Source organism: Serratia myotis (assembly GCF_027474885.1).
Taxonomy (GTDB): Bacteria; Pseudomonadota; Gammaproteobacteria; order Enterobacterales; family Enterobacteriaceae; genus Serratia; species Serratia proteamaculans.
The window spans coordinates 2,086,080-2,111,281 of the sequence record NZ_CP099707.1; the positions used below are offsets into that span (position 1 = coordinate 2,086,080).

The following is a 25,202-nucleotide window of genomic DNA, read 5'->3' on the forward strand; positions in this document are numbered from 1 at the left end:
ATCTTTGGGATGAGTATTAAATCGCTCGGCGCTGAAGGCTATATGGTTGACGTGCGCCCCCAGGGTCGGACGGGTAAACGTGTTCGCAAGAAATTTAAGACTAAGTCCGAGGCGCAGCAGTTTGAGCGCTGGGTTATTGCGACGCAGAATAATAAAGACTGGGTAGACAAACCAGCCGACCAACGGCCATTAACGGCATTGATAGACCTTTGGTTTAAGCATCATGGCCAGAATCTAAAAGATGGCGTGAAGATTGAGCATAAATTGCAAGTGATGGCGGCCAAGATGGGGAATCCCAAAGCGTGCCAGATCTCCCGCTCGTTCTTTTCTGATTATCGTGTACTCCGTCTTGCTGAAGGCAGAAAAGCAAAGACCGTCAATCTCGATCAGGAAAAGCTGGGCGGGGTGTATTCCGTTCTCATCGATTTGGGGCTTTATCACGGTGAGCACCCGCTCAAAGAGATGAAAAAAATTAAGCTGCCGGATCAGGAAATGGGTTTTCTGACCCATGACGAAATTCAGCAACTGTTAGGTCAGTTGGAAGGCGAACACCTGAAAGCCGTCAAGCTTTGCCTGGCAACAGGGGCGCGCTGGGGGGAGGTGGTCAAACTTCGGCGGGAGGAAGTGATCGGCAATAAGGTGACTTACCTCAACACCAAAAATAGTAAAAACCGGACGGTGCCGATCTCGCTGGAATTATGCGGCGAAATTACCAGCGGCATTAAGGCGGGCCCCTTGTTTGCGGAGTTGAATTATCCGTATGTGAGAACGTGCATCAAGGAGGTTGCCCCTGGCTTGCCAGCAGGGCAGGCCGTTCACGTTCTACGCCATACCTTCGCCAGTCACTTCATGATGAACGGCGGCAACATTTTGGCGCTGCAACGGATTTTAGGGCACTCAAGTATTTTACAAACAATGGTTTATGCGCACTTTGCGCCGGATTACCTGGAAGATGCTGTCAGGTTTAACCCATTAATGAATCAAGGGTAGGATGATGGACAAAACACCGGAAGATATTGCAAAGGAATATTTTGAGCAGCAGTTTGCCGATGAGGATAAACGAAAAGAACGTATAAAAGACGATCTATTTCGAAAACTAGAGGCCCATCTGAAGACGGTAACTCCTGAGCTCTTTGCTCGTTTTTTGGATGAAAGAGGAGCCAGCCGAACATGCATTTCATGTGGCTCTAACAAATTGTCCGTACCTGAAATAACTATGATACAGGAACATAAATTACCCGAAGATTTTTCACGATTGTCCTCTGCCGAACAGGGGAAGGCTATGGATGCTGCATCGGTACAGTATGTGAGTTATTCATTTATTGAAGATGAACCTATGCCGCGTCTGGGGAACGTTAAATACCGTGTTAACTGTTTGAATTGTGGATTTATTAGCTTTTATCGTGCATATCCCGTTGTTCAATGGGTAAAGGGGCAAGAAGAGGCTGGCAAAGATGAGTGATACCAAACGCACGGATGTTCCGTTACCATTCCCTCCAGAGCGAATTGTGCGCAAAGATGGAAACGGCGGAGGTGGTGATATGTTAGATCGGCTAGAAAAACGTGTTGATAATTTGGAGCGAGACATTGCCCAAATCAGGGTTGATCTTAAAGAGATTGCTGTTCGTTCTGAATTTTTTGCGACTAAAAACGATTTGCTTACCCTTAAAGAATCGATACTTACCCAGATCGATGAGAAGTTTAACCAATCATCGGCCAGTATGGATGCCAAATTAGACAAGCTCGCGGATAAGCGGCGGTGGGTGTGGTCTGGAATAGTAATTCCGATACTCGCAATCGCTGCCACCATGGGAACAGCCATGATGGCAATCTGGTTGAAGTGATCCACAAATTGACCCAAACGCCCACGCAATACCCATTTTAAGCACGCAGTTACAGGCATCTAAATCACTGATTATCCTGTAACTGATTGTTTTTGTTGACATCAAGAGGGCGGCGAAAGCCTCCCTTTTTTATTGGTGAGGATTTATTTTACTGAGTGCTTTTGCAGGTACTGTTCAAACACCGCCAGGGTGTCGTTAGAAATGTGATGTTCAATCCCTTCACTGTCCAGCTCCGCCGTATCATTCGGCACTCCGAGACACACCAGCAGATCGACCACAATCCGGTGACGGCGGCGTACTTTCTGCGCCAGTTGTTCACCTTCTTCCGTCAGAAAAACCCCACGATAAGGACGTGATTCCACCAGGCCGGCACTTTTCAGCCGGGCGATATTTTTGATCGCGGTAGGATGCGAAACGCCAAAGCGTTTGGCGATATCGGTGGTTCTGGCTTCACGGGTGGTCATCAACAGGTCGGCAATCAGCTCGACATAATCCTCGATCAGCGCATTAGACTGCGCCTCACGAGCGCGGGTGAAGCGCAGGGCATGTTCAGCCTCGTCCGGCATTTCAGCCACCACGGGGCGTTCGGCGTCGTCTGGTGCGCTTGTTGCCATATTCTGAGACGTCCTTTAAACGTTAAACCAGTAAGTTGCAGGTTAATGCAGTTCCGCCATACGTTAGTCCAAAGGCGACGCATTATCAATTCGGCTGGTGCATTCGATGACAATAAGAAATATTTGTACACAAAGGCAGTGAATCTTCCATTTTGCATAAAGTGTAGCCGATGCTACATTGCTGTGAGTGTTGGGTGAAAAATAACCAGAAAAAGATTGAGGGTAAATCATGCGTGATGCGGCAACCACCACATCGTTAACCGAACGAACCAATACGGCAATTGGTAACGCACTTGCCGGGCGCAAGCGGGGTGCATTTACGCCGCTGCTGTTCGCCGGCCCCGCGGTGATTGCCTCTATTGCTTATATGGACCCCGGTAATTTCGCCACCAATATTCAAGCCGGCTCGAAATACGGCTATAGCCTGTTATGGGTGGTGGTGATGGCAAACCTGATCGCCATGCTGTTTCAGGCGCTGTCGGCCAAGCTGGGCATTGTCACCAACCGCAATTTGGCGGAAATGTGCCGTGACCAATTTTCCCGCCCGGTAGTGATCGGCATGTGGATACTCAGCGAAGTGGCGGCAATGGCTACCGATCTGGCGGAGTTCCTCGGTGGTGCAATAGCGCTGGCGTTACTGTTCCATATGCCGCTGTTGCCAGGGATGGGGGTGACGGCAGTGATCACCTATGCCTTGCTGATGGTGGAGAAGAAAGGCTTTCGTCCGGTGGAACTGATGATCGGTGGGTTGGTCGCGGTGATTGCCCTGTGTTACCTGGTCGAGATGTTTATCGTGCCGGTCGATTGGGCGGCCGCGGGCATGGGCATGGTCACGCCGCAATTGCCGGATGCGCAGGCACTGACCATTGCCGTCGGCATCATTGGTGCTACCGTGATGCCGCACGCTATTTTCCTGCACTCTGGCCTGACCCAGCACCGTGCGCCGGCCAGTGACAAGGGCGAACGTCGCAAACTGCTGCGTTTTTCCAATATTGAGGTGGTCATTGCGCTGTCTATCGCCGGGCTGGTGAATATTGCCATGGTGATTATGGCCTCCAGCGCCTTCCATGCCGGGAATAGTGATGTGGCAGAAATTGGCACGGCATACCATACGCTGACCCCATTGTTTGGTGCGGCTGCCGCCGGTATCTTCCTGATGTCGCTGATTGCCTCCGGTATTTCCAGCTCGGTGGTGGGCACCATGGCGGGTCAGATGATCATGCAGGGGTTTGTCGGTTTCCGCATCCCGGTGTGGGTACGTCGTATGGTGACCATGATCCCGGCCTTTATCGTGGTCGCGTTAGGGGTTAATGCCACTGATGCTCTGGTTTACAGCCAGGTGGTACTGAGCCTGGCACTGCCGGCCCCGATGATTGCGCTGGTGATGTTTACCCGTCGCCGCGACATTATGGGTGAGTTTGTGAATGGCCGCCTGACCAGCCTGCTGTCAATCATAGGTACGGTGATCATTCTTTTGCTCAATATGGTGTTACTGCTGCAGACCTTCGGCGTTGCTATCCCCGGTCTGGGCTGATCGGTAAGCCGTGCAGTGGTTGCTGTCACGGCTTATCGCCTCGTGATAAATCCCGTTAAGGCGTCGTTTTCTGCTGTGTGTTCTGACCACCGGTCAGGGCCTTCTCGTCGGCGGAAATGCTGCCGGTATTTGCCGCCCACACACCTTCCTGGGTTTTGGTCACTTTCTGATGTGTGGCATTCAGATTCTGACCAACAGCAGCAATGTGGTTGGATTCCACCCCGCCGGTATTTTCCCCCCAGGGGATGGTCTGATCGTTGGCCTGGGCCAGGCCGCCCAAAGCCAGCGGCATCAACAGCAGTGCGACATTAATCAGGTTTTGTAGTCTCATCGTCTTAATCTCCACTTATGTCCATGGCACCCGGTTAGGAAATGCATGGCGTTATCAGGAAAATATAACGAGGGGGAGGGATAGCTAGGGTCAGTCGGGTTCTGGCTGGCGATAAGGGATCCACAATGCACCCTGTTTGATCAGTGTAGGCAGTGGCACCAGCCAGAGTGGCCGCAGTAATGTAAGCGGAGCCCGCAATTGCTTACGGGGTATGTGAGTTTGTTGCAAATGAAATAATTAACACCATTAGTTTAATGTCTCGCGAGTAAGCCCCGGATATTTACCCTGTGCTATTACAAATTCCCCACACCGCCGTCGATCAACAATTCGCTGCCGACCATAAAGGCGGACTCGTCAGAGGCCAAAAACACCGCGGCCTTCGCCAATTCCAGCGCCGTGCCCATGCGACCGATCGGCACCAGTGCGCGGATCTCGTCGCGTAGTGCCTGTTCATCGGCATCCTTCAGGCCGAGTTTGCCCAGCGCCGGGGTTTCTGTCGGGCCGGGGCTGAGGCCGTTAACCCGGATACCGCGTGGATGCAACTCACCGGACAGCGTTCTGGCCAAAGACAACAAGCCGGCTTTACTGGCGGCGTAAACGTTGCTTAACGGCAGGCCAATATGGGCGCTGACTGAGCCACATAAAATAATCGACGCCGGATTGGCCAACAGTGGCAACAGTGACTGGATCAGAAAGAACGGCCCTTTGAGATTGATATCCATCAGCCGCTGATAGTTCTGCTCATCCCACTCCTGCAACGGGTGGTGGGTGACGTCACCAGCGTTGATGTACAGTACATCGAGACGCGGCCAATGGCTGGCCAACTGCTGTGCCAAACTACGCTGCTGAGCAATATCCCCGGCATCGCTGCGCAACAGCAACACGTTGCCCAGCGCTTCACCCGCCGCATCGAGGCCGCTTTGGCTGCGGCCGGTAATCGCCACGGTGGCGCCTTCGGCAATAAACTGGCGCGCCGTTTCCAGACCAATCCCACTGGTGCCGCCGGTGATCAACGCGTATTTACCTTTAAGTCGTGACATAGCCCACTCCCGTTTGTTGTCGATGCAGCCATTATTTACGCTATAGTACCTTTTGCATAGTAGGCACCCTTTGGATACTAAAGGACAAGGTGGGATGAAATGACCAACTCCGGGCTTTCGACAACGGAAAAAAATTTAGCGGTGTTGCCGGCAGCGGGCGAACCTTGCCCGATGGTGGGTTTCGTGAATCTGGTGGCAGGGAAATGGGCGATTCCGATCCTCTACCGACTGATATTGATCGACAGTCCGGTGCGATTCAGTGAGCTGCAACGCGCAGTGGCACCGATCGCCCAGAAAGAGCTAACGCGGCAACTGCGGCAGTTTGAGCAACGCGGTCTGGTCACGCGGCAGGTGTTCCCGGAGGTTCCCCCGCGTGTTGAATACCAGATTACGCCGCTGGGCAAAACGCTGCGTCCGACGCTCGACTCGTTGGCGAATTGGATGCGTACACACGCACCGCAGTTGATTGCGGATTAGTCGCCAATACCCGGCGGGTTGATGGTGGAACGTGGGACTTTTTCATCGTGTTCACCCCAACGGTCCAGCACCTGGGCATATTCGCCGCTGACGATCACCCCATTGATGGCGGCGTTGATGGCTGCAACCAGACCGTTATCTTTTTTGGTTGTCACCGCCACGTAGGCCACGTTTGGACCAATCCCAACCATTTTGGTTTTGCCGGTCAGCGCCGCCTTATAGGCACCGGTGGAGTGTGGGCCGAAGAATGCGTCGGTGCGTCCGGACTGAATGCTCAGGTTGGCGGCGGCGTCATCGGTGACATAAATCGGCTGCACTGGTGCCAGGCCATTGGCGCGGTTCTGCTTATCCCAGCCAAGCAGGATGTTTTCCTGATTGGTCCCCGAGCCGACAATAATCCGCAGCCCGGCAACGTCCGCGGGCTGGTTGATTGAGGTGATTTTGCTGGTGGATTTCACATAAAAGCCCAGCGTATCCACGCGGTAGGTGGCGAAATCAAACTTGGTTTTGCGCAGCTTGGTCACGGCAATATTGAAAATGGCGGCATCGTACTTGCCCGAGCTGATCCCGAGTGGCCAGTCTTCCCAGGAGGTGGGTACCAGATTAAGCTCCAGCCCTAGGCTGTCCGCCACCAGTTGTGCAATATCCGGGTCGCTGCCAATCAGCGTTTTATTGTCTTCGGCAAACAGCGCCAGTGGCGGGGAATTTTCAGACGCCACCGCTACGGTTAGCTTGCCCGGTACGGCAAAAGGATAATTAGCCGGGATCAGTGCCACCGCGGCTGGATTCTTCGCCGCACGCAAATGTTGCTGATTGGCCTGCAGGTCAATAATACTTTTGGCTTCAGCTGCGACATGGCCGCACAGCAGCAGCGTGCACAACGCCAGGGTTTTGAATCGCATGTTGTTCTCTATCCGTTGTTAATCATAGGGTTACTATTGGCGGTGGCAACAGGCAAGTAAAGCAACAATAGTGAATAACCAAAGTGAAAAAAATCAGATGATTGCCGCCGGGCAACTCTGACAACGGCGCGATGACCCTGACCGGTTGTCTGATTCTGCATCACTCAACACGGAAAGTGCGCAATCAGGTTGAAAGCAGTAGAATTTGTCACTCATACTGCGTACAGCTTATTTTCCTCTACAAGGAACGCCAGATGGCCGAAGAAACGATTTTCAGTAAAATTATCCGCCGCGAAATCCCTGCTGATGTGGTCTACCAGGACGAACTGGTCACCGCTTTCCGTGATATTTCACCTCAGGCTCCGACCCATATTCTGATCGTCCCCAATGTGTTGATCCCCACCATCAATGATGTCACCGTCGAGCATGAAGCTGCGCTCGGCCGCATGATCACCGCTGCGGCGAAAATTGCCGAGCAGGAAGGCATCGCCGAAGACGGTTACCGCCTGATTGTTAACTGCAATCGCCATGCTGGCCAGGAGGTCTATCATATTCATATGCATTTGGTCGGTGGCCGTTCGTTGGGGCCGCTGCTGTCCCGCTAACCGAGGAAAATCATGCGCTCTAGCAAAACCCTGCGTTGTCTGATGGCGCTGACGTTACCCGGCGTCATACTGATGGGCTGCAGTAGCCCGCGCGGCATTGCGGTCAACGATCGACAGACGGTAGTGATGGACTCGCCGGTGCTGACCGCGGGCATTCTGGCCGACAATCCGTCGATTTCGAATGCCTCCGGGCGCGTGATGGCGACTTCGGAACTCAGCAACAGTCAACCCACGCCGGTAACGGTGCACTATCGTTTTTACTGGTATGACGATCAGGGGCTGGATATTCGGCCTTTTGAAGCGCCACGTAGTATCACTATTGCGCCAAATTCAGACGCTACCATTTATTCGCTCAATGGCAACCTCGATGCCAAACGCGTGCGTCTGTATCTATTCTTGTAAACTCTTGGTTCAGTGAGAGAGGGATTAATGAAAAAGTATCTATTTGTAGCGCTGGCCGCGTTGGTGTTAACCGGCTGTCTGTCGCGCCCGCCGGAGCCGGAACAACCGCAACCGCCGGTGACCGTTGAGCCGGTGAGGCCACCGGTCGAAGAGCCACAACCGCCGGTCACCGAACCGGTACCGCAGCCGCCAAAAATTCAGCAACTCGACTGGCTGAGCAGTGTACAGCCGCTGGTGAACCAGATGCTGAAAGCCGATGGCGTCAATCCGGGCAGCGTACTGTTGCTGGACAGCGTGAAAAACAACACCAACGGCGCACTGCAGACTTCGAAAGCGACATCCGCACTGCACAAAGCGTTGGCATCGAATCAGACCTTCTCCATCGTACCGGAAGCGCAGTTGGCAAGCGCCAAACAGACGCTGGGCCTGTCGGTGGATGACAGCCTGGGGTCACGCAGCAAGGCGATTGGCCTGGCGCGGATCGTCAGCGCACAGTACGTGCTGTACAGCGACGTCAGCGGCGACGTGAAGTCACCTACGCTGGATATGCAACTGATGCTGGTACAAAGCGGTGAAATCGTCTGGTCAGGCAATGGCGCCGTTACACACTGAAGCCGCCCTGCGAAGACTGATTGAGAACCAACTGCCGGCGGTGAAAACCGCCGGTTGTCGTTTCAGCCCGGTGCAGGGCCTGACCGGTGAAAGCTGGCGCATTGAAGGCGAGGGTGTACAACTCTTGGCCCGCCAGCAAAGTGCAGAGAAAAGCGCGTTGGGCGTCAGTCGGCGACGTGAAGCGCGGATGCTGTGCCGTGCGGGCAAGGGGATTGGTCCGCAGGTTTTAGCGCAGAATAATCAGTGGATTATCTTGCAGTGGCTCAATGGTGACGTTGTCACAGAGGTTGGCTTCGCTCGACTGAATGAGTGCGGAGATTTAGCGGAGTTAATGGCGGGCTTGCATCGGCAGCCGCTGAGTGGCTACTCCCTGGACCTGCAGCGGCAATTTGCACACTATTGGCCGCAGTTGGATCCACAGCGCCTGACGCCCGCCTGGTTGCGGCTGCATCAACACTTCCTGCATCGCCGCCCGCCAACGCCGCTGAAACGGGCACCGCTGCATATGGATATTCACCCTGGCAATCTGATCGCCGATGGCGATCGCCTGCGTTTGATTGATTGGGAGTATGCGGCAGACGGAGATATCGCGCTGGACATCGCCGCGCTGTTTCGCGGCAACGCCTGGACACCCGCCGACCAACAGCGTTATTTGCAGCATTATGTCCGCACTGGCTACTCAGATTTACCCTTGCTGCGCGCACAGGTACAGCGCTGGCTGCCATGGGTAGATTATCTGATGTTGCTATGGTTTGAAGTACGCTGGCAACAAACCGGCGATCCTGAATTTTTGCGCTGGGGCGCAGTGTTGCACCGGCGTTTTTGTTTAATATCCCCATGTTCTGAATGAATAATGAAGTGAGGTGGCCGTGGGCCCAGTAATGTTAGATGTCGCCAGCTATGAGCTGGACGCAGAAGAACGTGAGATCCTGAAACACCCGCTGGTGGGCGGTCTGATCCTGTTCACCCGTAATTTCCACGATGCACAGCAGTTGCGTGAACTGGTGCGTCAGATCCGCGAAGCTTCGCACCATCGGTTGGTGGTGGCAGTGGATCAGGAAGGCGGCCGCGTGCAGCGTTTCCGCGAAGGTTTCACCCGTTTGCCGGCGGCGCAGTCATTCGCCGCATTAAACGAAGCGCATGAGGGCGGGCGTCTGGCACAGGAAGCCGGCTGGTTGATGGCGGCGGAAATGATCGCGCAGGATATCGACATCAGCTTCGCGCCAGTGTTGGATATTGGCCACGTCAGCGCGGCGATTGGCGAACGCTCTTTCCACAGCGATCCGCAGCAGGCGTTGGCGATGGCCGAGCGTTTCATTCTGGGCATGCACAGCGCCGGGATGAAAACTACCGGCAAGCATTTCCCGGGTCACGGTGCCGTCAGTGCGGATTCGCATAAAGAAACCCCACGCGATCCGCGTCCGCTGGCGGAGATCCGCGAACATGATATGACGATCTTCCGTGAGTTGATTAATCGTCAGTTGCTGGACGCCGTGATGCCGGCGCATGTCATCTATACTGAAGCAGACCCACGTCCCGCCAGTGGCTCACCTTACTGGCTAAAACAGATCCTGCGCCAGGAGTTGGGTTTTGACGGCGTTATCTTCTCGGACGATCTGTCGATGGAAGGGGCGGCGATTATGGGCAGTTATGCCGAACGCGGCCAGGCTGCATTGGATGCCGGTTGTGACATGATCCTGGTGTGTAATAACCGTGCAGGGGCGGTCAGCGTGCTGGATAACCTGTCCCCGGTCAAAGCAGACCGGGTGAAGCAGTTATATCATCGCGGTCAGTTCACCCGTCAGGAGCTGCGTGATTCTGCGCGCTGGCAGCAGGCGCATAAAGAGCTGAATGCGCTCAGCGAGCGCTGGGAAGAGCACAAACAGCGTAATGCGGGGTGAACCCAGGGCGTCGTAATGCGGCGTAAACGATGAGGGCTGCGGCGCGGCCCTCAGCTTGTTGCGAGGATCCATATGATTATCTATTTACATGGCTTTGATTCCACCAGCCCCGGCAATCATGAAAAGGTATTACAGCTACAGTTTATCGATCCAGACGTGCGCTTTATCAGTTACAGCACCTTGCATCCACGCCATGACATGCAGCATTTGTTGAAAGAAGTGGACAAGGCGGTTCAGCAGGGAGGAGATCCACACCCGCTGATTTGCGGAGTGGGCTTGGGCGGCTTTTGGGCCGAACGTATCGGCTTTCTGTGCGGCATCCGGCAGGTGATCTTCAACCCCAATCTGTCCCCTGAACAACATATGCAAGGCAAAATCGATCGGCCGGAAGAGTACCGCGATATCGCCACCAAGTGCGTGGAAGATTTCCGTGAGAAAAACCGCGATCGCTGCCTGGCGGTGCTTTCCCGCCACGACGAGGTGCTGGACAGTCAACTCAGTGCCGACCTGCTGCACAAGTACTATGAAATTGTCTGGGATGAGCAGCAGACCCACAAGTTCAAAAACCTCTCACCGCACCTGCAACGCATCAAAGCCTTCAAGACCCTGGCTTAACAGTTTCATAACGCCCGACACTGCCGCAATGATTGCTCTTAACAGGCAAAAATTGCGGCATTTCTTTGCCAAAAAGCGGTTTTTTTCCCGTTGGGCGACAAAATCCAAAACTGTGACCCAGCGCTAACTATTTGAATCACAATCCTCAAAATTCCCCTTCGTCCAGGCTTTAACCAAAAAAGTTTGATGTACATCAATTTTGGTATGACCAAATAACCCCACATGCTATTCTGGCTTTAGATAGCAGGTTTATTTTAAGCGAACCCTATGTATTCTAAGGATATTATTTGTTTACCCTTAGGCAACAATTGGTTCACATTTAGGGGGTTATTTTGACAACGCCAAAGAAAAAAATCGTCATTGTGGGCGGTGGCGCCGGTGGTCTGGAACTGGCAACCAGCCTGGGCCATAAACTCGGTCGCAAGCACAAGGCAGACATCACGCTGGTGGATCGTAATCACAGCCATCTGTGGAAACCTTTACTGCATGAAGTAGCAACCGGTTCCCTGGATGACGGTGTCGACGCGCTGAGCTACCTGGCGCACGCGCGTAATCACTCTTTCAGCTTCCAACTGGGTTCGCTGACCAACATTAACCGTGAAGCACAAACTCTGCATTTGGCGCAAATCTGCGACGAGCAGGGCGGCGAACTGGTGCCGGAGCGTGAGCTGTCTTACGACATCCTGGTAATGGCGCTGGGCAGTACTTCGAACGATTTCGGTACCGCTGGCGTAAAAGATCACTGCATCTTCCTGGATAACCCACACCAGGCGCGTCGTTTCCACAACGAAATGCTGAATCTGTTCCTCAAGTTCTCGGCACAGCCGGGGCAAAAAGAGCGGGTGAACATTGCTATCGTCGGGGGCGGCGCCACTGGTGTGGAACTGTCCGCCGAGCTGCATAATGCGGTGAAGCAACTGCACAGCTATGGTTTTGAAGGCCTGGATAACAGCGCGCTGAACGTGACTCTGGTCGAGGCGGGTGAACGTATTCTGCCTGCGTTGCCGCCGCGTATTTCCGCCGCTGCACATCAGGAACTGAATAAACTGGGTGTGCGCGTGCTGACCAACACCATGGTGACCAGCGCGGATGCCAAGGGTCTGAACACCAAGGGTGGCGAATTTATCGATGCCGATCTGATGGTGTGGGCCGCCGGTATCAAGGCGCCGGACTTTATGAAAGACATCGCCGGGCTGGAAACCAACCGCATTAATCAGCTGGTGGTAGAGCCCACGTTGCAGACCACGCGCGATCCGAACATTTTTGCCATTGGTGACTGTGCCTCTTGCCCGAAAGAAGGCGGTGGTTTTGTTCCTCCACGCGCCCAGTCGGCGCACCAGATGGCGTCACGCTGCTTTACCAACATTCTGGCGCTGATGAACGGCCAGACGCTGAAGCCGTACGTGTATAAAGACCACGGCTCGCTGGTGTCTCTGTCCCGTTTCAGCACCGTTGGCAGCCTGATGGGCAACCTGATGCGTGGCTCGATGATGGTAGAAGGGCGCATTGCGCGCTTTGTCTACATCTCGCTGTACCGTATGCACCAGGTGGCTTTGCACGGCTATATCAAAACCGGCCTGATGATGCTGGTCGGCGGCATCAACCGGGTGATCCGCCCGCGTTTGAAAATGCACTAACAGCCTCCGATCTAGCCCCACCCACGCCGGTTCGCCCGCGTGGGTTTTTTTATGCCCGCACCCGCGCGATAGGGTAGCGATGGGCTGATTGTTCAGCACAATGTCCCGTGGCTATGGGTAAAAGTCTTAAGATTCTTCCTAAACACTGGGGGTAAGCGTGATTTCCGGCATCTTTGGTCACATTGTCTTATTGCGAGGATCTGGAACATTGTGCAGACTTTATCTTGTTTACAGACGGCGCGTCGCGCACGCCGTAAACCGGAATACCACGTGCCGCCAATGCGCAAAATAATAAGCGCGGTGCAATGTCGGTAAAGTCCCCGGTACAAATGCGTGGTAACACTTTCAGGAGGATTTCCTGTGAACAAGTCAATGTTAGCCGGTGTGGGTATTGGTATTGCAGCAGCTCTGGGTATTGCTGCGGTGGCCAGTCTTGATGTTTTTTCTTCCGGTCCGCAATACGCGCAGGTTCTTGCTGCAACGCCGATTAAAGAAACCATCAAAACCCCGCGTCAGGAATGCCGAAATGTGACCGTCACTCACCGTGCGCCAGTTCAGGATGAGAATCGCATTGCCGGTTCGGTTCTGGGGGCAGTCGCCGGTGGCGTTATTGGCCATCAGTTCGGTGGTGGTCGTGGCCGTGATGTAGCGACGGTGGTCGGTGCCCTTGGCGGTGGTTATGCCGGTAACCAGGTGCAGGGTGCGATGCAGAATAACGACAGCACCACCAGCACGCAGCAGCGTTGCAAAACGGTCTACGACAAGTCACAGAAAATGCTGGGTTACGATGTGACCTACAAGATTGGCACTCAGCAGGGCAAGATCCGTATGGATCACGATCCAGGCACTCAGATCCCGCTGGATAAAAGCGGCCAACTGGTGCTGAACAAAGCTTAATCAACAGATAAGAATTAAACCCGCGGGCAGTGTTAGTTCTGATCGTTTAACGCAGTTAAGCGAGCGGCATTAATATTGACGCGGGTTTCTGCATTCTATAAGCCTGTGATTTTCCCCGCAGGCCAGTACTGACGCGATTTTCGAACTAATGTATCCGTGCGATTTATCCGGGCATACCTTCAATAGTGCAACAGTGTTTGTTATATTATTGTGCAGTTGAGTGGGTGTGATGGCGTAATGCCGCACCGACCAAACCCGAGTATTTGGTCTCCCGGAGACAGAGATAATAATATGTTAGATTTTCGCTTTCCGACTGCGATGCAAATGGTACTTAGCGTGGCCGTGGCTGAGAAGCTGGGTGTGCGTTCGACCAGCGCGGTACTTGCCGCCGGTCTGGAAGCCAACCCCAGTTTTATTCGCAAGCTGATGGTGCCCTTGACCAAAAATGGCATCATTGTCTCGACCCTGGGCCGTAACGGCTCGATTCATCTGGGTCGCCCGGCGGAACAGATCACCCTGCGGGATATCTATTTGTCGGTGATTGACGATAAACGTATCTGGGCTGCCCGACCTGAAGGGCCGGCGCGTTGCCTGGTCAGCGCCAACGCCTGCTGGTATTTCAAGTCGGTGGTAAATGAGGCGGAAGAAGCATCGCTGGACGTGCTGGCACGCCACACGGTAGCCGATGCCCTGGCCGAGCTGGAGCGGGGCGATAAACGTGCCTGCACAGAATATACCGCCCTTGCGGCCAAAGACGCAGAGACGGCAGAAAAATAAGCGGCGCTAAACGCCAAGACGAAAAAAAGCCCGGTTTTTTAAACCGGGCTTTTTTATGGCGGTTGACAGGCGAATTACTCTGCTGCGGGTTGTCGCGTTTTACGTGTCACCATACGGCGCAGGGTGACGTAGAACACCGGGGTGAGGAACAGCCCGAACAGCGTAACCCCGAGCATGCCGGAAAACACCGTGATGCCAGTGACACCACGGACTTCGGCACCGGCGCCGTGCCCCAGGATCAGTGGGATAGTCCCGGCGATAAAGGCGATGGAGGTCATCACGATTGGCCGCAGTCGCAGGCGACAGGCTTCCAGTGCTGCTTCCATAATGCTTTTGCCCTGTAGCTCCAGTTCACGGGCGAACTCGACGATCAAAATGGCATTTTTACAGGCCAGCCCCATCAATACCACCAGCCCCACCTGCACGAACACATTGTTGTCACCGCCGGTCAGCCAGACACCGAACAGGGCCGACAGCATGGTCATCGGCACGATCAGGATCACCGCCAATGGCAGCGTCCAGCTTTCGTACAGCGCGGCCAGCGCCAGGAAGGCCAACAGCACCGCTACCGGGAACACAATAATCGCCGCATTGCCCTGGGTAGACTGTTGGTAGCTCAGATCGGTCCACTGAATGTTCATGCCGTTCGGCAACAGCTTGTTGGCCATCACCGTCAGTTCGCTCATCGCCTGTGACGATGACAGCACTCGCGGATCGGCATCACCAATCAGATCCGCCGCCGGGAAACCGTTGTAGCGGATCACCGGGTCCGGGCCATAAGTGGTGCTGATGCTGACCATGCTGCCAATCGGCACCATTTCCCCCTTATCGTTACGGGTGCGCAGGTTGGCGATATCCTCCACGCTGTCACGGAACTGGCCGTCGGCCTGCGCCATTACCTTCCAGGTGCGGCCATAGCGGTTGAAGTCATTGATATAAGACGAACCGAGATAGGTTTGTAACGTACTGAACAGGGCATTGAGCGGTACCCCTTGTGCCTTGGCCTTGTCGCGGTCAATTTTCGCGTCCAGCTGCGGCACGTTAGCCTGATAAGACGAGATCGGGAAACTCATGCCCGGCGTTTGCATGATAGCGCCCGACATCGTATTGATCGCGGTTTGCAAGGCACCATACCCCAGACCGGCGCGGTCCTGAATATACAGCGAGTAACCCGAACCCTGACCAATACCGAGGATCGGCGGTGGCATAATCGAGAACGCAAACCCTTCCTGGATCTGCGAAATCTTGGCGTTGATCTCGGCATTGATCTGCGCCGCGCTACGGGTACGGGTGCTTAATGATTCAAGCGCAAAGAACACGGTGCCGGTGTTGGGTGTATTGGTAAACTGCAGCGCATTCAACCCGGGGAAGGAGACAGCATCCGTCACCCCGTCGACGCTCAGGCCGATGGCGCTCATCTTGCGGATCACCGCATCGGTGCGTTCCAGTGACGCGCCTTCCGGCATTTTCACCCCGCCAATCAGGTAAAGTTTATCCTGAGTCGGGATAAATCCGCCGGGCACGGTTTTAAACATCACCCCGGCGGCGCACAGCAGCAGCACATACACCACGAATACCGCACCGCGTTTGCCCAGCGCCCGAGAAACCCCACGCTGATAACGCTGTGAGCTGCTGGCAAAGAAGCGGTTAAACGGACGGAACAGCCAGCCGAACAGTCGGTCGATCAGACGCGATGGCATATCTTTCGGCGCGCCATGTGGCTTCAACAGCAACGCCGCCAACGCCGGTGACAGGGTCAACGAGTTGATAGCGGAGATCACGGTTGAAATGGCGATAGTCACGGCAAACTGTTTATAGAACTGGCCGGTCACGCCGGACAGGAAGGCCATGGGCACGAACACCGCACACAGCACGACGGCGATGGCGATAATCGGGCCGGATACTTCGCGCATGGCCTGATGTGCTGCCGCCAGCGGTGACAGACCCTCTTCGATATTACGCTCGACGTTCTCCACCACCACGATGGCATCATCGACCACGATACCAATGGCCAGCACCAGCCCAAACAGGCTCAGCGTATTGAGCGAAAAGCCCAACAAATAGAGCGCCGCAAAGGTACCGACGATCGAGATTGGCACCGCCAGCAGTGGAATGATCGACGCACGCCAGGTTTGCAGAAACAGAATCACCACCAGAACGACCAGCAGTACCGCTTCGAGCAGGGTATCGACTACCGAACTGATCGAGTCGCGCACAAACACCGTCGGGTCGTACGGCGATTGCCAGCTCATGCCGTCCGGGAAACGGGTCGACAACTCGGCCATTTTGGCCCGCACCGCATTGGACAGCTCAATGGCATTGGCGCCCGGCGCCTGGAAGATACCGATCCCTACCGCATCCTTATTATTGAGCTGGGCACGCAGCGCGTAGCTGCCGGAGCCCATTTCAATGCGTGCCACGTCGCGCAGACGCACGACCTCGCCGTTGTCACCGCTTTTGAGAATGATATTACCGAACTCTTCCTCGGTCTGCAGACGGCCTTGCGCATTGATCGACAGCAAATAATCGCTGCGGGTCGGCATCGGTTCTGCACCCAGTTGCCCGGCGGAAACCTGCACGTTTTGCTCCTGCATGGCGGAGACCACATCAGAGGCCGTCAGCCCGCGTGAGGCGACCTTGTTCGGATCCAGCCAGATGCGCATCGCGTACTCACCGGCACCGAAAATCTGTACCTGGCCGATGCCCGGCAGGCGGGCCAGCTCATCCTTGACCTTCAGGGTGGCGTAGTTACGCAGGTAGAGTGAATCGTATTTGCCGGAAGGGGAGACCAGATGCACCACCAGCGTCAGGGCCGGGGACTGCTTCTGGGTGGTCACCCCTTGTCGCCGCACATCTTCCGGCAGGCGCGCTTCGGCCTGCGCCACGCGGTTTTGCACCTGTACCTGCGCCTGATCCGGATCGGTCCCTGGGCGGAAGGTCACGGTGGTCACCAGTACGCCGTCAGAACCGGCTACCGACTTCATGTACATCATGTTTTCGACGCCGTTGATCGCTTCCTCCAGCGGCGTTGCCACGGTTTCGGCGATCTCTTTCGGGTTAGCGCCCGGATATTGGGCACGCACCTGCACACTGGGCGGCACCACGTCCGGGTATTCGCTGATCGGCAGCAGCGGGATGGCGATAACACCGCCGACAAAAATCAGGATCGACAGCACCGCGGCAAATATCGGTCGGTCGATGAAAAAACGGGAAAAGTCCATGGATCAGGATCCTCTGCTGGGGCTTAGTTAAGCGCGGAGGCGGTGTTCGCCACGGTTTTGGCATTGACCGGCATGCCCGGCATAAACACTTTTTGCATACCGTCGACGATCACCCGGTCGCCTGCAGCCAGGCCTTTTTGCACAATACGTAACCCGTCGGCCACCCGGCCCACTTCGATATCGCGTCGCTGCGCCTTACCGTCTTTATCGACGATATAAACAAATTTGCGGTCCTGATCGGTCAAGACCGATTTATCGTTGATCAGCATGGCGTTAAACACGGCGCTGCCGGGCATTTGCACCCGTGCAAACAGTCCAGGGGTAAAGCGACGCTCAGCGTTTTCCAGCAGGGCGCGCATGCGGATGGTGCCGGTACCGGCATTCAACTGGTTGTCGGTGAAATCAACGGTGCCCTGATGCGGATAGCCGTCTTCGCCGACCAGCCCGACCTTCACCGGCAGTTTTGCCGTGCGGCGGCCATCATTCTGATAACGCAAGAAAGTGGCTTCATCGACGTCGAAATAGACATAGACCTTGTCGAGCGACACCAGCGTGGTGAGCACACTGGCGCTGTCGCCGGTGGTGACCAGGTTCCCGGCGGTGATCATTGCCCGGCTGGCGCGTCCGTCAATCGGTGCAATCACCCGGGTAAAGTCGAGGTTCAGCTGCGCCAGATCGAACTGGGCCTGAGCCGCCAATACGTTGCTTTGTGCCTGCGCGGCGGAAGAGCGACGCTGTTCCCATACCTCGGTTGAAATTGCCTGGCTGCCGATCAGCTTTTCGGTGCGGCCGGATTCGCTGCGGGCCAGTGCTGCCTGATTGCGTGCCCGTACCAGTTCGGCCTGTGCCTGTTCACGAGCGGCGCGATAGGTACGATCGTCGATGGTGAACAGCACCTGGCCTTTCTTCACCTCATCGCCCTCGGTGTAATTCACTTTATCGATATAACCGGAGACCCGTGGCCTTAGCTGGACGCTTTGCACCGCCTCGATCCGCCCGTTAAAGGCATCCCATTGGCTGATGGGTTTTATCACTACGTCGGCGGTGCTGACGGCCGGTGGAGGCGGCGCGGCATTTTGCGCGACGCTGTTGTCACACCCGGCCAGCAGCACCGTCAGCAGCGCGGCGGCTGAGAGGCGCAGGCTGAAACCGATACCGTTTGGGCGGCGGTGTGAATGGAACAATGAATCAGGCTGGCTTGGCATTATTTTTATTTCCAGTAGTGAGCACGATCAGGCGATATACCCGGCCCTGTTATCCGGGCAACTTCTCCGGCCTGTGACCGGCGGCAGAGCGGTTGCACCTGTCATTGGCACAACGGTTAGGTTTTGAAACATATTGTTGTCACATTAATGTATCAATATCGGTTACATTAATTGGCTGGATTATAGAAGTGCCCATCCATTAAATGCAATAATAAAAATTGCATTTAATGCGAAACTGCTGCAACGTAATGACATCGGGCAGCGGATCTCTCTGCCAATGTCATGGGAGCGTCAGCATGAACAGCACGGGTTTTATTACTGATTTGATTGAGTGGATTGACAATAATCTGGAAGAGAAGCTGGATATCAACACCGTGGCGGGGCGAGCGGGATATTCTAAATGGCACCTGCAACGGATGTTCAAACGCCAGACCGGCTATGCGCTGGGGGAATATATCCGCATGCAGAAGCTGAGAGTTTCGGCGGAACGGCTGGCCAACAGCGGTGAACCGATCGTCAGCGTGGCAATCTCACTCGGCTTTGACTCGCAACAATCCTTCAATCGCAGTTTTAAACGCCACTATGGCCAGACTCCGGGTGACTGGCGCCGCGCCGTGATGCAACCCTCTATGGCGGCTAACCGCACGCACTGAGGCGGATTACAGACAAAAAAAAGTCTGGAGGTTAATCCAGACTTTCTCTTTAAAATATGGCGGTGAGGGAGGGGTTGATTCGCTGCGCTCACCCTGCGGGCCGCCTTTGGCGGTCCAAAACGCATGCGTTTTGTCAAACCCTGTCGAGGGTTCTCACCCTCCCAGTCGGTATGATATGCAAAAAAAAGTCTGGAGGTTAATCCAGACTTTCTCTTTAAAATATGGCGGTGAGGGAGGGGTTCGAACCCTCGATACACTTACGCGTATACACACTTTCCAGGCGTGCTCCTTCAGCCACTCAGACACCTCACCGTATTTTGTTGTTGCGTACTCACTGGTGCAACGGGGCGCTACTATAGGGAGAGAGGGCGATCCGGTCAAGCAGAATTTCTGCGTTTCGGCGCGTCCGCTTAAGCCGTGTTCGCTTTGCTGAAAACTGCGGCGAACAGCATGGATGGGGACTTTATACCGTAATCTCCTATGCTGCAGACAACAAAAAAGCCTGAACTTGCGTTCAGGCTTTCTTTTCGAATATGGCGGTGAGAGAGGGGTTCGAACCCTCGATACACTTACGCGTATACACACTTTCCAGGCGTGCTCCTTCAGCCACTCAGACACCTCACCGTTTTACTTCATCGCTAACGCATTGCGCTGTCGACGGGCGCTAATGTAGGAGAATCTGATCCCAGCGTCAACCCTCTTGTGACATAACCATGACTGTTTAGCTAAACTTCCAGCAATTTGCTGATTTCCCGAGCGATCGGCCGCCGTCTCGGATGAATCGATGGGGAGACATGGCGTAAAATTATATAGCTGACTAATATTTGAACGCTCCAGTAGGTGTTAGCTCAATATATCAGCAATGATGATATTGGTAGTGCTTTTATATGCATTAATACTGGATTATTAGTCATATATGTCGCTAAATGGAAGGGTGCTGGCGCGGGGTTTTGGCAAGGATTATCACACCGCCGCGCAGGTTGCCGGGCATTGCTCCGGTGATAAAGCAGACAGGGATTGATCTATCAAATAATAATGCAGCAGAGGTTCACTTTGACTTTATCGGATCCTACGGCAGGGCCGCAGCGGCATGCCATTCCCCCGGGGGCCGGGGCACTGTTCTTTATCCAAATCTTCGCCACGTTGGGTTTTGCCGTGTTGTACTCCACATTGGTGCTTTACGCCACCAAGCGTCTGGGGTTCAGCGAGAGTAATGCCAATGCCATGATGGGCGTCTTCGGCGCGTTCAATTACGGTCTGCATATGTTCGGGGGTTATCTGGGAGGGCGTTTCCTCAGTAACCGCAACCTGTTCGTGTTGGGCATGGTGTTGCAGGTGATCGGCTGCGCGTTGATCGCCGTCGCGGGCGTCTGGGGGCTCTACTGGGGCCTGGCGATGTTCCTGACCGGCAGTGGACTGAATGTCACCTGCATTAATATGATGCTCACCCAGCGCTTCAAGCCGGATGACGATCGGCGCGAGTCGGCCTTTTTGTGGAACTATGCCGGGATGAACCTGGGGTTCTTTGTCGGCTTTACCGTGGCCGGCTATTATCAACTGACCGAAAACTACCGCGCACTATTCCTGTTCGCTACCCTGGGTAACGCGGCGGCGATCATCGTCGCCGTAAGCCGTTGGCGCATCCTGGCCGATCTCAACACGCCGCTGCACGACGCCAACCGTTCACAATACCGCTGGCGCATGCTGGTCGGGTTGGCGGTGCTGGTCGCGCTGGTGCCCATCATCCGCGTGATGCTGACCCATGCGGAGTTCAGCGGACACTTCGTGATTGGCCTCGGCGTGCTGATTTTCCTGATGCTGTGCGTGGTCACATTACGCCATCATCCGCGTGATGAACGTCGCCGGATGACCGCTTATCTGATCCTGGCATTGGGGTCCCTGGTGTTTTGGGCGCTGTACCAGTTGGCTCCAATGGGGCTGATGCTGTTCTCCGAGCACAATATCGATCTGAACGTTTATGGCATTCAGGTGGCACCGCAGTGGATCCAGAACATCAATACGCTGGTGATCGTGGTCGGTGGACCGCTGATGGCCTGGTGGTTTAACCGCCTGCGAGCGCGCGGCTGCAAGATCGACATTCCGATGCAGTTCTCCGGTTCGCTGTTTTGCATTGGGCTGGGCATGCTGGTGTTGCCGTTGGGCATCAGCCTGGCGGGCGGTGACGGGCTGGTGGCATTTAAATGGATTGTCATTAGTTACGTATTGCAGAGCATCGGTGAACTGATGATTTCCCCGATCGGCTACGCGATGATTGGCAAACTGGTACCACCGCGCTATCAGGGAATAATGATGGGCTGCTGGATGATGGTCACTGGCGTCGCTTCGGTATTGGCGGGCTATGTCTCCGGCCTGATGCCGGAAAACAGCGGCAGCACCCCGGTGCTAACCAACCCCGGTTACAGCGAAGTGTTCAGTGCGCTGGGCTGGGGAGCCGCAGGCGTCGGCGTGGTGATGTTGATACTGATCCCACTGCTGCGCCGGCTAATCCGGCACGACACGCCTGTCGCCGCCTGAGATCCCGCAGTATAAAAACAGCCCCACTGGTCGGGGCTGTTTTCATTTTGGGCTTTAATACTTGCATCTGTCGGCGAATCGCGGAAGTCTGGATGGAAATGCATAAAAACAGACGGGAGTCGCGCAGATGAACATCATTTTTTACCACCCTTTCTTTAATGCCGGGGAATGGCTGTCAGGTTTATCGCAGCGCCTGCCGCAGGCGAAGGTTCGTGCCTGGCAACCGGGCGATGACCGTCCGGCGGATTATGCACTGGTGTGGCGACCACCACACGAGATGCTGGCTAACCGCGGACAGCTAAAAGGGGTGTTTGCCCTGGGGGCCGGCGTCGACGCTATTCTCGATCAAGAGCGTCAGTACCCCGGTACCCTGCCGGCCGGTGTCCCGCTGCTGCGCCTTGAAGACACCGGTATGGCGCAACAGATGCAGGAATACGCCCTGAGTTACGTGCTGCGCTATTTCCGCCGTTTTGACGAGTATCAACTGCTGCAACAGCAGCAGGAATGGCGGCCGCTCGATCCCCATCAGCAGGATAATTTCACCATTGGCATCCTTGGGGCCGGGGTGTTGGGCAAAAGCGTTGCGCTGAAGCTGACGGCATTGGGTTTTAACGTACGTTGCTGGAGCCGCAGCCCGAAACAAATTGACGGCGTGCAGAGCTTTGCCGGAGACGGGCAGCGTGCCGCGTTTCTCGATGGCGTGCAACTGCTGATCAACCTGTTGCCCAACACGCCGGAAACCGCCGGGATCCTGAATCAACAACTATTCGCGCATCTGGCGCCGGGCGCTTACCTGATCAATCTGGCCCGAGGTGCACACCTGGTTGAAGACGATTTACTGCAGGCGCTGGAGCAGGGGCAGCTTGCCGCCGCCACGCTGGACGTGTTCGTCACCGAACCGCTGCCGCAGGCGCATCCATTCTGGCGTCATCCGCGTGTCACCATTACCCCGCATATTGCTGCCATCACCTTGCCGGAAGCGGCGATGGATCAGATAGCAGCAAACATTCTCGCGCTTGAAGCCGGACAAACGCCGGCCGGGGTGGTGGATGTGCAGCTCGGTTACTGATCTTCCGGTGATGCACCTGCTAAGCTAAATAAATAAGAAACCGCGCCTGCCGCCATACTTTGGCAGGCCGCCCAGAAGGAGAAGCAATGTACCCCGTTGATTTACATATGCACACCGTCGCCAGCACCCACGCCTACAGCACGCTGCATGATTACATCGTCGAAGCCCGGCAAAAGGGCATCAAACTGTTCGCCATCACCGACCACGGCCCGGACATGGCCGATGCACCGCATTATTGGCACTTTATGAACATGCACGTGTGGCCGCGTCTGGTGGACGGCGTGGGCATTCTGCGTGGCATCGAGGCCAACATCAAAAATCGGCAGGGCGATATCGACTGCACCGGTCCGATGCTGGATAAAATCGACGTGATTATCGCCGGTTTCCACGAGCCGGTGTTTGCGCCGCAGGACAAGGCCGCCAATACCGAAGCGATGATTGCTGCGATGGCACAAGGGGATGTGCACATTATCAGCCACCCCGGTAACCCAAGATACCCGATTGATATTGCCGCGGTTGCCGCTGCGGCGGCCAGGTATGAAGTGGCGCTGGAGTTGAACAATTCGTCGTTCACCCATTCGCGCAAAGGCAGTGAAGACAACTGCCGGGCGATTGCGGCTGCGGTGCGTGATGCCGGCGGCTGGCTGGCACTGGGCTCGGATTCACATATTGCCTTCTCACTCGGCGGCTTTGAACACTGCGAGCGCATTATTGCCGAAGTGGCATTCCCGCAGGAACGCATCCTTAACGTTAGCCCACGGCGCCTGCTGGACTTTCTCGAACGGCGCGGCAAGCCGGCGATTGCGGAACTGGCCGATTTGTGACATCGTCCCGGCAAATTTTTTCCGTATTGTATAAGGCATTATCATGAATGAGTTTTCCATTGTTTGCCGCGTGCTGGGTACGCTGTTTTACCGTCAGCCGCAAGATCCATTGCTGGTGCCGTTGTTCACGCTGATCAAAGAAGGCAAGCTGCAACAACACTGGCCGCTGGAGCAGGACGAACTGTTGGTGCGGCTGCAGCAAGGTTGTGATGTCAACCAGCTTTCCAGCGATTTCAACGCGATGTTTGTCGGCAGTGAGTGCAGCGTGTCACCGTTCCGTTCTGCCTATGTTGAAGGCGCGACGGAAGCGGAAGTGCGTACTTTCCTGCAGCAGCGTGGCATGCCACTCAGCGATGCGCCGGCCGATCACTTCGGTTCTTTGCTGTTGGCCGCTTCCTGGCTGGAAGATCAGGCGCAGGAAGACGAAGCGCAGGCGCAAATCACCCTGTTTGACGAGTATCTGCTGCCCTGGTGCGGCCGTTTCCTCGGCAAAGTGGAAGCTCACGCCACCACCGGCTTTTACCGTACGTTGTCGCTGCTGGCTCGCGAGTCTATCCAGGCGATGCGTGACGAACTGGCGGAGTACGAACAAGACCAATCGGGTGAAGAGGGTGAACAGCTTTAATGCCCTGCTGGCCGGCTTGCGCTTAACCGCGGAGCCGGCCAATTCCTTACCGATTTCCCCGCTACACAGGTTTTCATCCCCCATACGTAAATTGACAAATAATCCCCTAATCTGACGGTTCCCCGGCGGTTTGGCTTTTAGTGTGCCTACACGCCTCGTTTCCTTAGGCAAAGGGTAAAGTATGAAAAATAACTGGATGCAGCAGATCCAATCAATGATTGGGCAAAAGGCCGGTGCAATCGGCGGGTCGGAAGGCATCGGCAAACTGCTGGCCCCGACCGCACTGGGTGGCCTGGTAGGCGTCTTGCTGGCGAATAAGTCTTCGCGCAAGCTGGTGGGCAAATTTGGCAAGAATGCGTTGATTATCGGCGGCAGCGCGGCGGTGGGCGCGGTGTTGTGGAATAAGTACAAGCAACGGGTGAAAGAAACCCATCAGAATGAACCGCAGTTCGGTCTGCAAACCACGCCGGTGGATTTGCGCGCCAAACGGCTGGTGCAGGCGCTGGTGTTCGCCGCCAAGAGCGATGGCCACATTGATGCAGAAGAAAAACTCGCTATCGACCACAGCCTGGAGCAACTGCAGGTGGGAGAGGAAGCACAAAAATGGGTACAGGAAGCCATCGAGCAGCCGCTGAACCCGGATCTGCTGGCCCAGAGCGTGAAGAATGAAGACGAAGCGCTCGAAGTTTATTACCTGAGCTGCATGGTGATCGACGTCGATCACTTTATGGAGCGCGGCTATCTCGACGCATTGGCGCAGTCGTTGAAGATCCCGGCGGACGTTAAGCAGGGCATAGAAAACGACGTGAACGAGAAAAAACGCGAGCTGGCCTAGCGCCGCTTGGCAAGCCGGGGGGAATCGTGTCACTCTTGCCTTAATCA

General features: G+C 55.3%; 26 protein-coding genes, 2 tRNA genes and 1 other RNA gene. 20 read left to right on the forward strand and 9 right to left on the reverse strand.

Annotation, left to right across the window (positions count from 1 at the left end):
• Positions 1–9: 9 nt before the first annotated feature.
• The 3 genes from NHG65_RS09915 to NHG65_RS09925 are packed head-to-tail and all read left to right on the forward strand — an operon-like array spanning position 10 to position 1,844.
• On the forward strand, positions 10–990 hold the full coding sequence (locus NHG65_RS09915; protein ID WP_499183248.1) for a phage integrase: 981 nt from the start codon (positions 10–12) through the stop codon (positions 988–990).
• 1 nt (position 991) lies between these two features.
• Complete coding sequence (locus NHG65_RS09920) at positions 992–1,462, forward strand: hypothetical protein (protein ID WP_499183249.1); 471 nt, start codon at positions 992–994, stop codon at positions 1,460–1,462.
• The gene (locus tag NHG65_RS09925; protein WP_499183250.1) at positions 1,455–1,844 is read left to right on the forward strand and encodes a hypothetical protein; all 390 of its coding nucleotides are present in this window, start codon (positions 1,455–1,457) and stop codon (positions 1,842–1,844) included. The genes NHG65_RS09920 and NHG65_RS09925 overlap by 8 nt, the downstream gene beginning before the upstream one ends.
• A gap of 143 nt (positions 1,845–1,987) precedes the next feature.
• On the opposite strand, the gene mntR is transcribed toward NHG65_RS09925, so the two are convergent.
• Positions 1,988–2,458, reverse strand: a complete 471-nt coding sequence (gene mntR / locus NHG65_RS09930; protein ID WP_099062487.1) for a manganese-binding transcriptional regulator MntR — start codon at positions 2,456–2,458, stop codon at positions 1,988–1,990.
• A 229-nt stretch (positions 2,459–2,687) separates the two neighbouring features.
• Between mntR and NHG65_RS09935 the strand changes: the two genes are divergently transcribed.
• The gene (locus NHG65_RS09935) at positions 2,688–3,992 is read left to right on the forward strand and encodes an Nramp family divalent metal transporter (protein WP_099062486.1); all 1,305 of its coding nucleotides are present in this window, start codon (positions 2,688–2,690) and stop codon (positions 3,990–3,992) included.
• A 55-nt stretch (positions 3,993–4,047) separates the two neighbouring features.
• On the opposite strand, the gene NHG65_RS09940 is transcribed toward NHG65_RS09935, so the two are convergent.
• Both NHG65_RS09940 and NHG65_RS09945 read right to left on the reverse strand, forming a co-directional pair.
• On the reverse strand, positions 4,048–4,323 hold the full coding sequence (locus NHG65_RS09940; RefSeq protein ID WP_219015917.1) for a hypothetical protein: 276 nt from the start codon (positions 4,321–4,323) through the stop codon (positions 4,048–4,050).
• Between the two features lie 293 nt (positions 4,324–4,616).
• On the reverse strand, positions 4,617–5,363 hold the full coding sequence (locus NHG65_RS09945; protein WP_499183251.1) for an SDR family oxidoreductase: 747 nt from the start codon (positions 5,361–5,363) through the stop codon (positions 4,617–4,619).
• 99 nt (positions 5,364–5,462) lie between these two features.
• Between NHG65_RS09945 and NHG65_RS09950 the strand changes: the two genes are divergently transcribed.
• On the forward strand, positions 5,463–5,840 hold the full coding sequence (locus NHG65_RS09950) for a winged helix-turn-helix transcriptional regulator (protein WP_085116249.1): 378 nt from the start codon (positions 5,463–5,465) through the stop codon (positions 5,838–5,840).
• Here the strand turns inward: NHG65_RS09950 and NHG65_RS09955 are convergent.
• Positions 5,837–6,742: a transporter substrate-binding domain-containing protein gene (locus tag NHG65_RS09955; protein WP_207977741.1), complete on the reverse strand. Its 906-nt coding sequence runs from the start codon at positions 6,740–6,742 to the stop codon at positions 5,837–5,839. The genes NHG65_RS09950 and NHG65_RS09955 overlap by 4 nt on opposite strands.
• A 254-nt stretch (positions 6,743–6,996) precedes the next feature.
• On the opposite strand from NHG65_RS09955, the gene hinT reads away from it, so the two are divergent.
• From hinT to NHG65_RS10000, 9 genes are all read left to right on the forward strand, one after another.
• Positions 6,997–7,347, forward strand: a complete 351-nt coding sequence (gene hinT, locus NHG65_RS09960; RefSeq protein ID WP_020826355.1) for a purine nucleoside phosphoramidase — start codon at positions 6,997–6,999, stop codon at positions 7,345–7,347.
• Between the two features lie 12 nt (positions 7,348–7,359).
• A complete protein-coding gene (locus NHG65_RS09965) occupies positions 7,360–7,749 on the forward strand; it encodes a YcfL family putative periplasmic lipoprotein (RefSeq protein WP_499183252.1) in 390 nt (129 codons plus the stop codon).
• 27 nt (positions 7,750–7,776) lie between these two features.
• On the forward strand, positions 7,777–8,361 hold the full coding sequence (gene lpoB, locus NHG65_RS09970; RefSeq protein ID WP_207977742.1) for a penicillin-binding protein activator LpoB: 585 nt from the start codon (positions 7,777–7,779) through the stop codon (positions 8,359–8,361).
• The gene (locus NHG65_RS09975) at positions 8,342–9,211 is read left to right on the forward strand and encodes a phosphotransferase (protein ID WP_207977743.1); all 870 of its coding nucleotides are present in this window, start codon (positions 8,342–8,344) and stop codon (positions 9,209–9,211) included. The genes lpoB and NHG65_RS09975 overlap by 20 nt, the downstream gene beginning before the upstream one ends.
• A gap of 31 nt (positions 9,212–9,242) precedes the next feature.
• Complete coding sequence (gene nagZ, locus NHG65_RS09980) at positions 9,243–10,262, forward strand: beta-N-acetylhexosaminidase (RefSeq protein ID WP_112348127.1); 1,020 nt, start codon at positions 9,243–9,245, stop codon at positions 10,260–10,262.
• Between the two features lie 72 nt (positions 10,263–10,334).
• A complete protein-coding gene (ycfP, locus tag NHG65_RS09985) occupies positions 10,335–10,877 on the forward strand; it encodes an alpha/beta hydrolase YcfP (protein ID WP_099062477.1) in 543 nt (180 codons plus the stop codon).
• Between the two features lie 332 nt (positions 10,878–11,209).
• Positions 11,210–12,514, forward strand: coding sequence for an NAD(P)/FAD-dependent oxidoreductase (locus NHG65_RS09990; protein WP_099062476.1), 1,305 nt, complete (start codon positions 11,210–11,212; stop codon positions 12,512–12,514).
• A 360-nt stretch (positions 12,515–12,874) separates the two neighbouring features.
• Complete coding sequence (locus NHG65_RS09995) at positions 12,875–13,411, forward strand: glycine zipper 2TM domain-containing protein (RefSeq protein WP_170287969.1); 537 nt, start codon at positions 12,875–12,877, stop codon at positions 13,409–13,411.
• A gap of 291 nt (positions 13,412–13,702) precedes the next feature.
• A complete protein-coding gene (locus NHG65_RS10000) occupies positions 13,703–14,188 on the forward strand; it encodes an RrF2 family transcriptional regulator (RefSeq protein WP_207977744.1) in 486 nt (161 codons plus the stop codon).
• A 74-nt stretch (positions 14,189–14,262) separates the two neighbouring features.
• On the opposite strand, the gene sdeB is transcribed toward NHG65_RS10000, so the two are convergent.
• Both sdeB and NHG65_RS10010 read right to left on the reverse strand, forming a co-directional pair.
• The gene (gene sdeB / locus NHG65_RS10005; RefSeq protein ID WP_499183253.1) at positions 14,263–17,409 is read right to left on the reverse strand and encodes a multidrug efflux RND transporter permease subunit SdeB; all 3,147 of its coding nucleotides are present in this window, start codon (positions 17,407–17,409) and stop codon (positions 14,263–14,265) included.
• A 23-nt stretch (positions 17,410–17,432) separates the two neighbouring features.
• Positions 17,433–18,614 (reverse strand): efflux RND transporter periplasmic adaptor subunit, encoded by a 1,182-nt coding sequence (locus NHG65_RS10010; protein WP_249265782.1) that lies wholly within the window; start codon positions 18,612–18,614, stop codon positions 17,433–17,435.
• A 296-nt stretch (positions 18,615–18,910) separates the two neighbouring features.
• Here NHG65_RS10010 and NHG65_RS10015 point away from each other — a divergent pair, with 296 nt between their 5' ends.
• Entirely contained in the window at positions 18,911–19,267 is a 357-nt protein-coding gene (locus NHG65_RS10015) for a helix-turn-helix domain-containing protein (protein ID WP_112348122.1), read from the forward strand.
• A gap of 57 nt (positions 19,268–19,324) precedes the next feature.
• On the opposite strand, the gene NHG65_RS10020 is transcribed toward NHG65_RS10015, so the two are convergent.
• The 3 genes from NHG65_RS10020 to NHG65_RS10030 all read right to left on the reverse strand — a co-directional run bounded on the left by NHG65_RS10020 (position 19,325) and on the right by NHG65_RS10030 (position 19,891).
• Positions 19,325–19,444: non-coding RNA, RtT sRNA (locus NHG65_RS10020), on the reverse strand.
• A 45-nt stretch (positions 19,445–19,489) separates the two neighbouring features.
• Positions 19,490–19,579: transfer RNA gene (locus NHG65_RS10025), tRNA-Ser, on the reverse strand.
• A gap of 222 nt (positions 19,580–19,801) precedes the next feature.
• A tRNA-Ser gene (locus NHG65_RS10030) sits at positions 19,802–19,891 on the reverse strand.
• Between the two features lie 411 nt (positions 19,892–20,302).
• Between NHG65_RS10030 and NHG65_RS10035 the strand changes: the two genes are divergently transcribed.
• The 5 genes from NHG65_RS10035 (at position 20,303) to NHG65_RS10055 (ending at position 25,155) form a co-directional block, all read left to right on the forward strand.
• Positions 20,303–21,802, forward strand: a complete 1,500-nt coding sequence (locus tag NHG65_RS10035; RefSeq protein ID WP_099062472.1) for a peptide MFS transporter — start codon at positions 20,303–20,305, stop codon at positions 21,800–21,802.
• A gap of 127 nt (positions 21,803–21,929) precedes the next feature.
• The gene (gene ghrA, locus NHG65_RS10040) at positions 21,930–22,871 is read left to right on the forward strand and encodes a glyoxylate/hydroxypyruvate reductase GhrA (RefSeq protein ID WP_207977750.1); all 942 of its coding nucleotides are present in this window, start codon (positions 21,930–21,932) and stop codon (positions 22,869–22,871) included.
• Between the two features lie 86 nt (positions 22,872–22,957).
• Positions 22,958–23,695, forward strand: coding sequence for a phosphatase (locus tag NHG65_RS10045; protein ID WP_085116263.1), 738 nt, complete (start codon positions 22,958–22,960; stop codon positions 23,693–23,695).
• Between the two features lie 43 nt (positions 23,696–23,738).
• Positions 23,739–24,320: a TorD/DmsD family molecular chaperone gene (locus tag NHG65_RS10050; RefSeq protein WP_499183254.1), complete on the forward strand. Its 582-nt coding sequence runs from the start codon at positions 23,739–23,741 to the stop codon at positions 24,318–24,320.
• Between the two features lie 181 nt (positions 24,321–24,501).
• Entirely contained in the window at positions 24,502–25,155 is a 654-nt protein-coding gene (locus tag NHG65_RS10055; RefSeq protein WP_099062469.1) for a tellurite resistance TerB family protein, read from the forward strand.
• The last annotated feature ends 47 nt before the right edge of the window (positions 25,156–25,202 follow it).

Excerpts from the sequence above, each read along its gene's own strand:
- NHG65_RS09945 (WP_499183251.1), bottom strand. The coding sequence starts at position 5,363 with ATGTCACGACTTAAAGGTAAATACGCGTTGATCACCGGCGGCACCAGT.
- ghrA (WP_207977750.1), top strand. The coding sequence starts at position 21,930 with ATGAACATCATTTTTTACCACCCTTTCTTTAATGCCGGGGAATGGCTG.
- hinT (WP_020826355.1), top strand. The coding sequence starts at position 6,997 with ATGGCCGAAGAAACGATTTTCAGTAAAATTATCCGCCGCGAAATCCCT.
- mntR (WP_099062487.1), bottom strand. The coding sequence starts at position 2,458 with ATGGCAACAAGCGCACCAGACGACGCCGAACGCCCCGTGGTGGCTGAA.
- NHG65_RS09925 (WP_499183250.1), top strand. The coding sequence starts at position 1,455 with ATGAGTGATACCAAACGCACGGATGTTCCGTTACCATTCCCTCCAGAG.
- NHG65_RS09940 (WP_219015917.1), bottom strand. The coding sequence starts at position 4,323 with ATGAGACTACAAAACCTGATTAATGTCGCACTGCTGTTGATGCCGCTG.
- NHG65_RS10015 (WP_112348122.1), top strand. The coding sequence starts at position 18,911 with ATGAACAGCACGGGTTTTATTACTGATTTGATTGAGTGGATTGACAAT.
- NHG65_RS09915 (WP_499183248.1), top strand. The coding sequence starts at position 10 with ATGAGTATTAAATCGCTCGGCGCTGAAGGCTATATGGTTGACGTGCGC.
- NHG65_RS10050 (WP_499183254.1), top strand. The coding sequence starts at position 23,739 with ATGAATGAGTTTTCCATTGTTTGCCGCGTGCTGGGTACGCTGTTTTAC.
- NHG65_RS10035 (WP_099062472.1), top strand. The coding sequence starts at position 20,303 with ATGCAGCAGAGGTTCACTTTGACTTTATCGGATCCTACGGCAGGGCCG.
- NHG65_RS10045 (WP_085116263.1), top strand. The coding sequence starts at position 22,958 with ATGTACCCCGTTGATTTACATATGCACACCGTCGCCAGCACCCACGCC.
- sdeB (WP_499183253.1), bottom strand. The coding sequence starts at position 17,409 with ATGGACTTTTCCCGTTTTTTCATCGACCGACCGATATTTGCCGCGGTG.
- NHG65_RS10010 (WP_249265782.1), bottom strand. The coding sequence starts at position 18,614 with ATGCCAAGCCAGCCTGATTCATTGTTCCATTCACACCGCCGCCCAAAC.
- NHG65_RS09935 (WP_099062486.1), top strand. The coding sequence starts at position 2,688 with ATGCGTGATGCGGCAACCACCACATCGTTAACCGAACGAACCAATACG.
- NHG65_RS10000 (WP_207977744.1), top strand. The coding sequence starts at position 13,703 with ATGTTAGATTTTCGCTTTCCGACTGCGATGCAAATGGTACTTAGCGTG.
- nagZ (WP_112348127.1), top strand. The coding sequence starts at position 9,243 with ATGTTAGATGTCGCCAGCTATGAGCTGGACGCAGAAGAACGTGAGATC.
- lpoB (WP_207977742.1), top strand. The coding sequence starts at position 7,777 with ATGAAAAAGTATCTATTTGTAGCGCTGGCCGCGTTGGTGTTAACCGGC.
- NHG65_RS09920 (WP_499183249.1), top strand. The coding sequence starts at position 992 with ATGATGGACAAAACACCGGAAGATATTGCAAAGGAATATTTTGAGCAG.
- NHG65_RS09950 (WP_085116249.1), top strand. The coding sequence starts at position 5,463 with ATGACCAACTCCGGGCTTTCGACAACGGAAAAAAATTTAGCGGTGTTG.
- NHG65_RS10055 (WP_099062469.1), top strand. The coding sequence starts at position 24,502 with ATGAAAAATAACTGGATGCAGCAGATCCAATCAATGATTGGGCAAAAG.
- ycfP (WP_099062477.1), top strand. The coding sequence starts at position 10,335 with ATGATTATCTATTTACATGGCTTTGATTCCACCAGCCCCGGCAATCAT.
- NHG65_RS09975 (WP_207977743.1), top strand. The coding sequence starts at position 8,342 with ATGGCGCCGTTACACACTGAAGCCGCCCTGCGAAGACTGATTGAGAAC.
- NHG65_RS09965 (WP_499183252.1), top strand. The coding sequence starts at position 7,360 with ATGCGCTCTAGCAAAACCCTGCGTTGTCTGATGGCGCTGACGTTACCC.
- NHG65_RS09955 (WP_207977741.1), bottom strand. The coding sequence starts at position 6,742 with ATGCGATTCAAAACCCTGGCGTTGTGCACGCTGCTGCTGTGCGGCCAT.